Here is a 14,410-nt window from a genome sequence, read left to right as displayed (position 1 = left end):
AAATAGCAAAAACAAACTCATTCTTTCCAAATAAAGAGCTATTTTCTTTAGAAAGAAGGTGTTACAGTATATAAAAAATATAATGGTCTGCTTTTAATAAAGACCCCTTAAGAGCAAAAAGGGAGAGTGAATGTGTTGCAACAAAAAAAAACAGAGACAAAAAACACCCAAGATAAAATAGAACAAATCCTTTTTGCCCAAACCGATAAAGAAGATATTGCTTATTACGAAAATGAAGAACTTCAAAAAGCCACAGCCATCGCGGTAAAAGCTTTTAATCTCCATCAGACGGGAAAAAATACCATCTGCTTTGAGCAAAATTTAACCCGTAGTAACAGACCTATAACCGTTATCACGCTTGTCAATGATAACAAACCCTTCCTTCTCGATTCTATTTTAAATGTTTTTAATCAACACAAAAACCATATCTATTTGATTGCACACCCCATTATTGATTGTGCTTCTGGAAAACGCATCAGTCTGATGCAAATTCACATCGAGTCATTAAACAAACAGCAAATACAAAAACTTGAAAATGAACTCACCTTAGTTCTTGAACAGGTTAATGCTGCTGTACAAGACTGGAAACCTATGCTTGAAGAAGTTGAAAAGCAGATTCATGCCTACCAAATAAGTCTTCCCCCACACTACAAACAAGAAGGCGAAAAAGCTATTGAATTTCTTCACTGGCTAATGGACGATAATTTCATTTTCCTTGGTATGCGCACTTACAACTTCATCAAAGACCAAAAACCCCTAAAATCCTTTACAGCCAGTAATATTGAACTTGGTATACTCACGGATGCTTCTATTCATATTGTTGACGATAAAAGCATGAAAGAACCTCCTCAAGAAGTTTTATCCTTCATGGAAAGCGATAATCTGTTTATCGTGACAAAAGCGAACAGCCGCTCCAAAATTCACCGTTCTGTTTGGCTCGATTATATTGGTCTTAAAATCTTTGATAAAGAAAACCAACTCTGTGGAGAATTACGCATTGTAGGGCTTTTTACCTCCTCAGCTTATACACGTTCTATTTTGCAAATTCCTTTCTTAAAAGAAAAAGCCCGAACTATTATTCAACGTCTTGGACACAATCACGCCGATTATTCAGGAAAAGCACTCATCAGTGCTTTAGAAACCTATCCAAGAGATGAAATGTTTCGCTCTGATGTTGATACATTGACAGAAAACACTAAGCTTATTCTACAATTAGATGAGCGCCCACGTTTACGAGTTCTTGCCCACACTGATTCTTTTGGACGCTTTGTTTCTATCCTTGTCTACGTACCGCGTGACCAATATAGCAGCAGCCTGCGTGAAAAAGTTGGCGAACATTTTGTTGAGCTTTATAAAGGTGACTTTTTTGAATCTTATCCGCTATTTTTGGAAAGCCCCCTTATACGTGTCTATTATATCATCCATCGCAAAGGAAACGAAACTGTTCCCCTTCATGAGCGCTCCACACTTGAACAACATGTACGTTCGATTGCACGAAGTTGGGAAGACAGGGTTCAAGCCATCGCTCTTACCCAGAAAATAACAGAGCAACAAACACGTCTAGCCAGCGAATTCCCCAACAGCTATCGTGATTTATTTTCAGCTGAAGACGCTATTAACGATGCCGGACATATTCTAAGTCTTCATGATGAAAAGCCCCTTTTCGTGATCTTTTATCACGCACAAAACAAAGAAAAACAGTGCATTTCTCTTCGGCTTTTTCACCGCCATGAAGCACTTGCCCTTTCCAAACGTGTACCACTCCTTGAAAATATGGGGTTTCGCGTTATTGCTGAACAAACCCTTGAATTACCAGATGGCAATGGGCGCTCTGTGTATCTTCATGATATGCAGCTAGAAAGTACTTTCCAACGCTGTATCAATTTTGAAAAAGACGGTCAAAAACACGCCGAAACCTTTGAAGCCATTTGGGCACAAAATGCTGATAATGACGGCTTTAATGCTCTCACCCAAACAGCTGAGCTTGATTGGCATGAAATTGTTATTTTGCGCCATTATGGGCGCTATCTCCAACAAGCTGGAATTCCTTATTCGCAAGATCGCGTTGCCCAAACTTTAAATGCTTATCCTGACATTACCCAAGATCTTTATGCTTTATTTCATTTAAAATTTCATCAAAGCCATACAGAAAAAGAACGAAAAAAAAACCAACAAGTTATTCAAAAGCGCATTGAAGAAAAATTACGGAAAGTCTCTGGTTTAGACGATGATCTCATTTTACGCCGTTATTGTAACCTTATCGAGGCGAGTTTACGAACGAATGCCTTTACGACTCTTCCTGATGGAAGTCCACGGCGTATTTTAGCCACCAAATTAAATCCACGCCAGATTGAAGGTTTGCCTGAACCGCGCCCTTACCGAGAAATTTTTGTTTATGGACCAGAAGTTGAAGGGGTCCATTTGCGTTTTGGACCTATCGCTCGTGGCGGCATTCGTTGGTCTGACCGTGCATTAGATTACCGCACCGAAGTGCTTAGCTTAGTCAAAGCCCAACAAGTTAAAAATGCGGTTATCGTTCCTGCAGGTGCAAAAGGTGGATTCTATCCCCATCGGCTTCCCCAAACAAATGACCGTGCTGTCATCATAGAAGCAGCACGACAAGCTTATACAGACTTTATAACAGCTTTGCTCTCCATTACAGACAATCTGATTAACGGCAAAATAAGTTCTCCCCACAATGTCATCTGTCATGATGACCCTGATCCCTATTTTGTTGTTGCAGCGGACAAAGGAACAGCAACTTTTTCTGATACAGCCAACGCCATCAGCCAAGCAAACCACTTTTGGCTTGATGATGCTTTTGCCTCTGGAGGTTCAGCAGGTTACGACCACAAAGACATTGGTATTACAGCTAAAGGTGCATGGGAAGCCGTCAAAAGACATTTTAGAGAGTCATTTAATCACGATATTCAAACAACGCCCTTCACCTGTGTCGGTGTTGGCGATATGTCTGGTGATGTCTTTGGCAATGGAATGCTGCTTTCCAAACAAACAAAATTGATTGCCGCTTTTGATCACCGCGATATCTTTATTGATCCAGATCCGAACATAGACGAAAGCTATGCAGAGCGTACGCGTCTCTTCAGACTACCTCGCTCAAGCTGGCAGGATTACGATAAAACCAAATTATCAAAGGGCGGTGGTATCTTCTCACGAAAAGAAAAAACCATTACCCTCTCACCTGAAGCAGCACAAGCCATTGGTTTCGAAAAACAAACAGGAACACCCTTTGAAATTATCTCTGCTCTTCTCAAAGCCCCTGTTGATCTTTTATGGTTCGGTGGCATTGGTACTTATATCCGCGCAACAACCGAAAACGATGCCCAAGTAGGTGATCGTGCAAATGATGCAATACGCATTACCGGAGAACAAGTGCGTGCAAAAATTATTGGTGAAGGAGCTAATCTTGGTGTTACACAACGTGGACGGATTGAATATGTCTTAAATGGTGGTCGATGCAACACGGATGCCATTGACAATTCTGCTGGTGTGAATTGTTCTGATATTGAGGTCAATCTCAAAATTGTTCTTGCATCAGCACTACGTGCCAAAACGTTAACCCGCGAAGAACGCAATAAGCTCTTGAAAAAAATGACGCCTCAAGTCGAGCAACTTGTCTTGCGCAACAATTATCTACAACCTCTTGCGCTTTCTTTGTCGGAAAACCAAAGCACTACTGATTTGCCCTATCAAATACGCTTTATGCACGACTTGGAACAAAAAAATCTTCTAGATCGCAGAGTTGAAATGCTTCCTGATGAACAAGTTTTACAGCAAAGAACAACCCAAGGCAAAGGTCTTCTCCGCCCAGAACTCGCCGTTATTTTTGCCTATGCTAAATTGACCTTAAAAGAAGAAATTGCTAATAGCCCCATTGTTGATGATCACTATTTCAATACAGCCCTGCTGAACTATTTTCCAACCCAAATTCAAGAAAATTTTAAGAAGGAAGTTATTAACCATCAATTGCGTCGTAATATTATCGCAACGCTGATTGCCAACGATATTGTAAATCGTGGAGGCCCCACTTTTGTTAATCGATTACACGATGCAACAGAACAAAAAGCTGAAAATATTATTCGCGTTTTCATTGCCATCCGCGATGGTTTTGAAATTCCTCAATTGTCTGAGCAAATTGATAAGCTTGATAATAAAATACCCGGTCTTGTCCAAAATAAATTCTACGCAACAATGACCCCAATGCTCTTTGAAACAACCAATTGGGGTTTGCACAACATAGATCTCTCACGTCCATTAGAAGAAATTGTAAAAACAATAAAACAAGCCCGTAGCGTTATTGAAAAAGAGCTTATGCATTCTCACGGCAACGATATTAAGCAAAAGATTGAAGAAAAAGCATTACACTACAGCGAAGAGGGAGCACCAAAAGCATTAGCGAAACAATTAGCTCTCTTGGAAGCTGCTTCAACAATCTGTGATATTTCTTTGATTGCAAAACAAAGCAACAGTGATCTTATTAAAACCGCAGAGATCTACTTTTCACTTGCGCAAATCATTCGTATAAACCGCATTAACGAAGCAAGTCGTATAATTCCTGTAGTAGATTATTATGATAGTATGGCTTTAAGCCAAGCCAAAGAAAATGTTTCTGAAAGCTTTCGGCAAATCGTTATGAAAATCCTCAAAAATTATGGAAAGAAAAAAGATCCTTTTGACACTTGGAAAAAAACAGAAGAAGATCATATTCACAACATTACAAACCGCATTAGCGCCCTTATTGAAAATGATCTCAATATTTCTCGTTTTACTTTTGCAGCAGGATTGATTTCTCAACTTCAAAATATTGGCTTTCAAACCTAAAGAAAATACAAAACGACCCTCTCAATCTCCCGTTCTATCCCACCACCACAACAAACCAACTAAGACAGAGCAGAAGTTTGCATTTTAGACATAACACCAAAAATAAAAATCTCGCTATTTATCACAATAGAATTGTTTGCAACAATTTCAAAAAAACAACAGGATTGATTTCTCACCCTAAAAACATAAACTTTCAGACTTAAAAGCAGTAAAGAAAGGACTAAAAATGCCCCTCATAAACCGCCTCAAGTGCCAAAAGCTGCAGTAAGATTGAGAATTAGCAAATATAAGCAAATATAATATGATGATGTTTTCCCCTAGCTTGTTACTCCGTAACCGAAAAGATGATGGTGCTTAATGGCTTTATCCTTATACCATTCACAGGCGACATCGTGAAATAGGAAGCACTGAGAAATATTTTTTTAACAAATGCGTAAAATCGAATAAAAAATGACAGTAAAGATGGATGTTGATTTTCCCCTTTACAACTTCATATCTTCCTACAACTAGGCTATTTACTTGTTTTAAGAGGTTACACCCAAACAGATATATGCAATATGCTCATTCCATATATAAAGACAAAGGTTCCTAAAAAGAACCACACCACCTGTATAAAAAGGCAATTCAGCATACTTTAAAATACCACTTTTCCATACAAACACTGTTACTATATGTAGTTTGACATAAGATTTTGTACTAAGTGAAAAGAGGTTGGACGAGTTAGGAGTAGGTGGTAATTTTTTATTTTTATAGCTATTTTTTTACCATTAAATACGCATTTTGTTAAAATAAATTTTTAACACTCTAAAATTGCAAAAAAGTGTGAAAATCAGAAAAAGTCGAAATTTGGTAGTAAAGATGAAAAAAGGCTTCGGTACAATACCTAAAGTGGAGCAAGACGACCAAGTTTTAAAAAGCCTAATTTTACCCACCCATTGTTAATGAGCAAGGAAAGAACGGGAGCGCCATCCGCATTTTTAGGCAAAGCACCCAAAATAAAAAATAACGCTTGAAGATTATTGGCTTGCGCGGGAAATAAGCGCTGCAGAGTGTCAAGAAGCTTCATAGACTGAATAAGGACAAGTTCAAATTTTGCTGTCAAATATCCTTCATCATCAAAAGAAAAAGGTCCACTAATACGCACTGCACCACCTGTATGAAAAGTCAATTCACCTTGCTTTAAAAGTCCACTTTTTCCATACAGTCGTTGTTGCCAATTTTTTTCTTCATCTTCAGACAGAAAAGACATGTCATTTAAAATCCATTTCAAATTGCCATCAATTTTAGGAATATCAACAAAAGAAGATTTTAAAAAGGGAGAAGCATCAAAACCGTCAAAAGTTATATGTCCCGATAAATTATTCTTTTCATGTTTTAGATCAAAACGCAAAAATTCTGCCGTTATTTTTTGAAGCATATCTTGTGGCTCTAACGGCTGAATAATCACGTCATGCGTATTTTGCAAAGATGCCGGATCTTCAATATTTTCTTGTGTCGTTTTTTTATCTGTCGTTGGTGCTCTTAATGCTTCTTGAAGCTTTTGATCTTCAGGGGAAGAGGAAAAAGATGAAATCTCAAGCCCTTCAGCTATAAACTTCAATGTTTTACCCGTTTTCCAATAAGGCTCTGTTTCAATCACCAAATTGCGCCAATGCGATACTATGGGAGTTTTTCCGGAAAAAACAATTAATGCAGGAGAATGAACATTAAACTCGACCAAATGAGGTGCGTAAATTGGTGCACCAGCTGTCAAACGCCCCGTCGATAAAGAAACCCCATGTAAAGGCCAAGAAAATTGAAACTTGTCACAAACAACACCGACACGTAAAGGATAACCATCCCTGTGCACATTCTCACATACCGCCGCCATATTATGGGAAGATACTTTTGTGAATATATTAGAAACATAGTCTTCTATTTTACGCGAAAAAAAAACCAGAGTGCGCTATAAATAAATATCAGAGCAAGACAAAAGAGCCCACAAATTAAATAACTCAAAGAAAAACTTTTTTGTGATGATGGTATTTGAAAGGATTTAGACAATATTCAAACTTTCTTTATCTCTTAACTTCCTCCCCACCCTAAAAAGGATAAAGATTCCCAACCACGTTCAGTTTATACACAATCCAACTTCTTAATCCACCGGATTTTATCTACTGATCACTTCAAGAAGTCCCTATACATCGTTCTAAAGTACAGTATCTCATAAGCTCAATAAACAAGATTTTCTTAAAAAAACCCATTACACCCTTTAACAAAAAACACCTCATGTGTAAAGTTTTACATAGATTTTCTACCTCTAGCTTAAACCATACTGTTTTACAGCACAACAAAAATGATAATGAATAGTGTTTCTTAACGATAAAGCCATTGAGCCCCCCATCTTTACGCTTATGGAGACCCCAAAGCCAGCACCATCATTATATTTGGCTAGCCCCCAAATGTTGCGACAGCCCTTGGCACTTAAGACAGTTCATAAGAAGCATTTTTAGTCTTTTCTTATACAGTTTTTGCCCACACGCCAGCCCTACTTGTGACATGCAAACAAGAGGTTTTTATTGAGTCAACATACACAGGTTTGGAATGAAAAAACCTTACTATATTCGGGGTTCTCATTCAATATACAAAACCGTGAATTACCTATATAAATCAATTCGTTGTCAACAATCACACAAGTACGGGCGGTGTACAAAAAATCTGGTGTAATGCGCTTTCAAACCATTGGCTCAAAGCTCGATCATAGATTAAACGACCTTTCAAATGTGCACAAGCAGGTTGAGCACCTTTTTCAGTCAATTTATGTGCCGAACGCACGACCAAACGCCGCATCATAGCGCGTGTAAATTCAGCATGAAACTGCAAACCCCATGCATTGTTTCCATAACGAAAAGCTTGTGTAGGATATGTATTCCCTGTTGCCAAAAGCATTGCCTCTTTCGGTAAATCATAAATACCTTCATCATGGAAATGGTAGACCATCTCTGGCCAATTCATCAATTCCTTCCCTTGTGGGGTTGCTTCTAGTGGATACCAGCCGACTTCAACAGTCCCATCACTTCTTGTACCAACGCGCCCCCCTAGATTTCGCGCTAACATTTGTGCTCCAAGACAAATACCCAAAAAAGGCTTATTTTCCTTTAGTGATAACGAAATCCAATCAATTTCCTCACCAATATAGGCTTCGCTGTCATTCACACTCATCGGTCCCCCTAAAATAACAACGCCGGCATAATGCTCTAATGTATCAGGGAGTTTTTGTCCAAAAATAGGACGATAAATATCAAGAACAAAACCATTTTGTTGTAAAAATTTTCCCAACCGACCAGTATAGGTAGAGCGCCGATGAATAACGACAGCAATCCTTGGTTTGTTATTTTTTTGTTTTTTATCAAGACATCTCTGATTTAAAAACATTTTTTAACCAATCACCTCTGCTACCAAGCAAAACTTTATTTTTAAAGCATAAGAGAATAATTTTATTGGACAAGACTAACGATATTTTTTCTTCTAGGTCAATTGTTTCTTCTGAGAAAACATTCGTATTATCAACATTGGTGCAATTTAAAATAAACGAAATTTTTTCCTCGATAAAGATGTTTCTTCTTCTATTTTAACCCCTGGATCATCAACATTTAAGTGAGTTTGACTGAACATTTTTACATCTTTTTCTTTTATATCTTGTTTCTCCACCTGCACATTATGCAAAAGAGAATCATCTACAGGTGTTAATTTTTCAAGCTTCTTATCTCCAACATCATCACTTTTTCCCATAACATACTCTTTGTCTTGCCTTTTCGACACAATATTGTCCGCCTCTAATGTGAGAGAAGGCATACAAGGAGGCGCCTTCCATTCAAAACAGCCCAAACGTCCACTGATTGGAGAAACCACTGACCAAGAAGAAAAAATGGCCCCATCACACATCCACACTGGATCACGTTCAGCACGAAGTGCTAAAGAAAGCCATTGACGCACAGCACCTTGATTGTTTCCCTGTGCCTCTTCAATATCTGCCAACAATAAATAAACACTTTCCCGTGGATGACATTGTAATGCTTTTTGTGCCTTCTCTCTTGCTAATGCTGTTTCACCAGCATCCAAAGCTGCTTTAGCAATAAGGAAAGCCGACTCAAATGCATCTTTATTATAAGAAGCAAGTGTCTTAGCCCTTTTCAATCGCCCAATGGCTCCTTCTTCTCTTTCAAGATAAAGCGCTCCCAAGTCAGGATGAGGCTCCTTTTGCCAAGCCGCTATAATCATTTTATCCGCTTTACGCGTTTCGTTTAATTTATAAAGAATATCAGCAGCAATAACTATTATTGGAACAAAATCAGGCGCCAATTTATGGGCTTTCAAAATAGCTTCACGTGCTTGTACAGGATGTGTATCAAACAAAGAAAGTGCCTGCCCACTTAGTAGTAAAACCTGTATATGCTGCCGCTCTGGAATCGCGCGAATAGAACGCGGGAGAGCTTTTTGCGTTCTTTCAAAAATAGTAAGTGCCTTATCCCATTTACCCTCAGTACTTAACCGATCAAGCACCGCCTGATGCGCCCATAAAAGTGCTGGCGATAAAGTCAGTGCCTCTTCAGCATATTGTTGCGCTGCCTCATAAGCTTTACTCTTCATTGCTTCACGAAACAAACCATAAAGTCCAACCAGTTTTGTCGGATCTTCCTTTCTCATCTCTTCATAAAGACCGATGGCGCGAACAGAGTCATTTTGTAAAGACAAGGTTTGCGCTTGTAAGAGTTTTACCAATGGCTCTTGTTTCCCTGCAAGATATTTAGCAACACGTGCTTCCATTTTTTGCGCAACCATACTATCACCAGCAAAAGTTGCAAGAATCCCCTTTGAAAGAGCTTCGTAACCACGCTTTTGATGGCGTTTATAAAAATAATTGGAAAGAGCATTCGGTATGGAAAAAAAGAAAGACAATAACCACCATAAAAGCACCAGCGTTACAAAAAATAAAATAAGCACACTTAACACTGTAAGAAATGAAGCAGAAAATCTGAAATGCAAAAATGTGAGAACAAAAATACCATTGTGATTAGCAACCCACGTGAAAGCTAAACCGAGGATACAAACAACAAAAATATAAATAAAAACACGTATCATCTTGGGCCTATTTACATCTTTGTTGCTTTAAAAGATCCTTGTTGCACAGACAATAACAATTGCTGCAACAACTGTTGAATAGCAATATGTCTTTCAAGCTGCTTAACAAAATCCATTGAAACATCTTTTGCACTTTGGGGCAATGATTGCCATTCGCTCAAAGCCTTTTCGTAATCACCAGCTTGAATGGCAACTTCCATGCGTGCCGCAATAGCCCCCAGCGTTGTCCCTTCAACATTTCCAATCGGTCGCGAAACAATGAGCCCTTTTATCCACGCTAAAATTCGGTCAAAAAAACCAGCATCTGACGCAACAAGATTTTGCGTACCAACAATTGCATCAGCAACATGAGCAAAATCAACTGAAAGTTGTGCTGAACTTGGAAGACCCACAGTAGCTGTTTTTTGCAACACATCAAGTCCATTAATCGAAGGCGATAATTGTTGTAACAGCTTTAATTCATTATTATAAGATCCACCACGCTCTACAGCATTTTTTAATGAACTAATTGCAGTAAAGAGCGCGGTATCTATTTCTTTTTTCTCACTATTTTTAACAGCAGTTTCTTCCTGTAGTGCTTCTAACTGTTGTTTTAACGCAGCAAGATCATTTGCATTGCTCTGCCCAACAGACAAAGCCGTCTCTATCTCTTTCGACTTTCTAACAAAAGTTTGTACAGTTTCTTCAAGAGCTTTTACTTTTTCCTCTAAAATCGCAAAAGCTTTTTTGCTTTCTTCTTTCGATAGTTCATCATTTTTCGTTGTTTTAAACTGTTGTGATGAAAAAGAAGAAAACTCTGTTTTTAACGTATCAATTTCTTGAAAGACCCGCCTCAATTGTTCCTTTGTGTCTTCACCTTGACTTTTTGCGGCTTCAGCAATCTGCAAAGCTTTTTCTCCTCTAGCAGAATTTTCCACAAAAGGAGAAGGAAAAAAACCAGCCCATTGAAGCCCCATAAAAATTCCCAAAGCAATGAATCCCCCCAAAATCCCAGAAAGGGATAAGAAAAGCCAAGTTGTACTAGAGATACTTTTATCCTGACCTTGCATATTCTGTTCTTCTCGCGCTTGAGATTCTACAGAATTATGGATTTTTTCCTCTGAATCATGGGGAACAGCTTCATGTTCAATAACTGGTTTCTTACGGCGCGTACCAGCATAATGTGGTTTAACTTTTGGTTTTGAAGAATCGACCATCTCTGTCACTTTTCGTGCACACTTTTTTTAATGATAAAATAATAAAATGAAAAAAGTTTTAAAAACGCAGCTTTTCTCAATAATATTTACAAGTATCGCCTTTAATAGACAAGTTTTTAAAAAACATTTGCATTTTATACTCGAAAATACAGCTTTATTTTTTAATCAACGATATCATAAAATTCAAAGAAAATGCCAAAACACATATTTTTCATAGAAAAAACAATTCTAAGAGAAATACTTTGCATCTTTTTCTGTTCATGGTACGCACGCAGGAAAGAAGCTTCAATATAAGGTTTTGTTTAAAATGCGTCTGCTGGGAATAGAAACAAGTTGTGATGAAACGGCAGCGGCTGTCATTGAATATAACAACGAATCAAACAGCCAAATTCTTTCCAATGTTGTTTGGAGTCAAATTGATCACCATGCACCTTACGGCGGTGTTGTTCCTGAAATTGCTGCTCGTGCCCATGTTGAAGTTCTTGATCATTTAATTCTGCAAGCACTAACAGAAGCAAACACAAAATTAAAAGATATTGATGGCATTGCAGCCACCAGTGGGCCTGGTTTGATAGGAGGATTGTTGGTAGGCGTTATGAGCGCAAAAGCACTCTCTCTTGCCACTGGCAAACCATTTATTGCGGTAAATCACTTAGAGGGACATGCTTTAACAGCCGTGTTAACGCACAACGTCAGCTTTCCTTATTTATTACTTTTAGTTTCAGGAGGTCATACACAAACAATCATTGTTCATGGAGTAGGCAACTACCAACGTTTAGGAACCACTATTGATGATGCATTAGGAGAAGCCTTTGATAAAACAGCAAAACTTTTAGGTCTTCCTTATCCTGGTGGACCAGCACTTGAAAAAGCAGCTTTATTTGGTGATAAAAATCGCATCCCTCTTCCACGTCCTTTAAAAGGTGAAAAACGATTAGATTTTTCTTTTTCAGGACTCAAAACTGCTGTTCGACAAGCCGCAACAGCCATAGCTCCTCTTACAGAAAATGATATTGCTGACATTGCCGCAAGTTTTCAAGCCGCCGTAACCGATACAGTACGTGATCGCGTTCACCTCGCTCTACAACACTTTGTCCACCAATATCCTCTCTCTCATGATCAAGAAAAGCGTTCTCCTGCTTTGGTTGTCGCAGGCGGTGTTGCCGCAAACCAAGCCATTCGCTCTACATTACAAGAACTTGCCCATCAACATGGCTTTGAATTTATAGCCCCTCCTCTTTCCTTGTGTACCGATAATGCTGCAATGATTGCTTTTGCCGGTGCACAAAAGCTTGCACGAGGAGAAACAAGCCCTCTTGATATTGCCCCTCGCTCACGCTGGCCATTAGATGAAAAAGCCCCCCCCTTGATTGGGATGGGTCGCCGTGGAACAAAAGCATAATAAAATTGACGTCCTACACACATCTTAAAGAACGAAGATTTCTACTCAATCCGGTCTATAGATAGTCCGAATTCTCTATCGAGCAGATTCCACCTGCTTCCCACTCACACAATTCACTTAACCCAAAGATCGATACGTAAACCTAAATATTCACCACACATTCTTAAAAACTTCATGTTTCAAAAAACTGCCTTATATCATTACACTTCAAATGACGGTATTTTACAGCATAATAAGACGCACTCTATGCCACAAAGCATAGATATGAATGCCATTCGTTGACCTCATCATCTTTGACCATTTATTCGTTTCATTGTCATTGTAATTTTAAAGCTTTTTAGAACCAATTTTCTTGCTAAATTCTCTCCAACGCAATGCTCCAATGATCCTATAGTAACTACATTTCAAACAGCAGCTGAAAAGATGATTAAGCTTCCACATGGCTGAGCAATTTTAAGTCTATTACTTCGATACACTGATATATTTTTCTGCTACAAGATAAGCAAAATACCTTTATACAACATAAAATATCAATGGAGCGCATTTTTCTATATACAAGTTATTTTGAAATAAGAAATTCTTTACCCCATTTTTAAAATTATCGTTAAGGATATTACGAAAATACTTATAAAAATCCGTATGATAAATACATAACAGTCTATGAAAAAGGAGAACTCATGGCTTATTGGCTTTTTAAATCTGAACCCCATAAATGGTCATGGGAGATGCAAAAGAAAAAAGGAGCTGATGGCGAACAATGGGATGGTGTACGCAATTATCAAGCTCGTAATAATATGCGCACTATGAAATATGGTGATAAAGGTTTTTTTTATCATTCAAATAAAGGTTTAGAAATTGTAGGAATTGTAGAAATATGTGCTGAAGCACACCCTGATTCTACAAGCTCTGATCCACGCTGGGAATGTGTGGACATCCGTGCACTTTGTGACATGCCAACACCTGTTTCATTAAAACAAATTAAAGCTAATCCCAAACTAGCAAATATGGTGCTGGTCAAAGCCAGCCGCTTATCAGTGCAACCCGTGACAGAAGATGAATGGAAAGAAGTCTGTTTGATGGGCAACCTTAAGAGGGAAATGCTTTTATCTTAAAACAATAATTTTTATTCATTAACTCATATAAAAAGATGCTTCATAGCGCAGAAGAATAAGCACAACACCTCCTTCTGTTGAGGTATTCTCATGCTAAATGCATAAATATGATATTTTTTTGTCATTTTTTATCCTGCACTCTTTCTCAATACAGTCTCCTTCCAAATTACACAAAAAACCTCTTTATGATGCATCTTTTCGGCATTGCTAAAGGCAAAGCTTGCTCAACAATTATAATAAGCAACACCACGAACATAACACACAGCCCCTTCACACACAAATGCAACAAAAAAACAAAACTGAACGTGGATAAAAAACAATAAAAATGATCGTGAAATTCTCCTAAACAGTGCATATGTGCTAGGTGTTGCACAATTCTCTTCACGCTTAAAAAACGCATCATATTGCGTGTTCATTGTTTTGCATGTTGGACGAGTGCGCCTCATACCGCAGGATTCTCTCATTCCCAACCTGTTTATATTGAATCAATCAAAGGCTATTTGCTTGCACATTCTAAACGGAGAAAGTCCCATATGGAAAAAACCGTGAAAGAAAGGACTAAAAATTCCTCCTATGAATCGTCTCAAGTGCCAAGGACTGTCCGCAACACCCACGAGCTGGCAAAGTGAATGATAGTGCCACACCTTGTTTCTCCATAAAGCGTAAAGATGATGACACTCAATAGCTAAAACACGTTCTAGAACATAAAAAAACGCTTCCAACCAATACGTAAAATA

At 38.3% G+C, this 14,410-nt stretch carries 7 protein-coding genes; 3 read left to right on the top strand and 4 right to left on the bottom strand.

Going from position 1 to position 14,410, the window contains the following annotated elements; translation table 11 throughout:
* The first annotated feature begins 132 nt into the window (after positions 1–132).
* Entirely contained in the window at positions 133–4,842 is a 4,710-nt protein-coding gene (locus tag ACFIM6_RS06955; protein WP_375612225.1) for an NAD-glutamate dehydrogenase, read from the top strand.
* Positions 4,843–5,725: 883 nt separating this feature from the next.
* Here ACFIM6_RS06955 and ACFIM6_RS06950 read toward each other — a convergent pair.
* The 4 genes from ACFIM6_RS06950 to ACFIM6_RS06935 all read right to left on the bottom strand — a co-directional run bounded on the left by ACFIM6_RS06950 (position 5,726) and on the right by ACFIM6_RS06935 (position 11,159).
* The gene (locus tag ACFIM6_RS06950; protein WP_375612250.1) at positions 5,726–6,781 is read right to left on the bottom strand and encodes a DUF2125 domain-containing protein; all 1,056 of its coding nucleotides are present in this window, start codon (positions 6,779–6,781) and stop codon (positions 5,726–5,728) included.
* 728 nt (positions 6,782–7,509) lie between these two features.
* Positions 7,510–8,256 (bottom strand): glutamine amidotransferase, encoded by a 747-nt coding sequence (locus ACFIM6_RS06945; protein WP_375606037.1) that lies wholly within the window; start codon positions 8,254–8,256, stop codon positions 7,510–7,512.
* Between the two features lie 147 nt (positions 8,257–8,403).
* On the bottom strand, positions 8,404–9,963 hold the full coding sequence (locus ACFIM6_RS06940) for a heme biosynthesis protein HemY (protein WP_375612224.1): 1,560 nt from the start codon (positions 9,961–9,963) through the stop codon (positions 8,404–8,406).
* Positions 9,964–9,974: 11 nt separating this feature from the next.
* Positions 9,975–11,159 (bottom strand): hypothetical protein, encoded by a 1,185-nt coding sequence (locus tag ACFIM6_RS06935; RefSeq protein ID WP_375612223.1) that lies wholly within the window; start codon positions 11,157–11,159, stop codon positions 9,975–9,977.
* 307 nt (positions 11,160–11,466) lie between these two features.
* On the opposite strand from ACFIM6_RS06935, the gene tsaD reads away from it, so the two are divergent.
* Positions 11,467–12,561 (top strand): tRNA (adenosine(37)-N6)-threonylcarbamoyltransferase complex transferase subunit TsaD, encoded by a 1,095-nt coding sequence (gene tsaD / locus ACFIM6_RS06930; protein WP_375612222.1) that lies wholly within the window; start codon positions 11,467–11,469, stop codon positions 12,559–12,561.
* A 677-nt stretch (positions 12,562–13,238) separates the two neighbouring features.
* Positions 13,239–13,673, top strand: a complete 435-nt coding sequence (locus ACFIM6_RS06925; RefSeq protein WP_375612221.1) for an EVE domain-containing protein — start codon at positions 13,239–13,241, stop codon at positions 13,671–13,673.
* Positions 13,674–14,410 lie beyond the last annotated feature (737 nt).

Origin of the sequence: Bartonella sp. AA9NXGY (assembly GCF_042196845.1) — a bacterium.
Classification (GTDB): Bacteria; Pseudomonadota; Alphaproteobacteria; order Rhizobiales; family Rhizobiaceae; genus Bartonella.
Note: the sequence above shows the minus strand (reverse complement) of the source record. Positions and strands in the feature narration are given on the sequence as shown.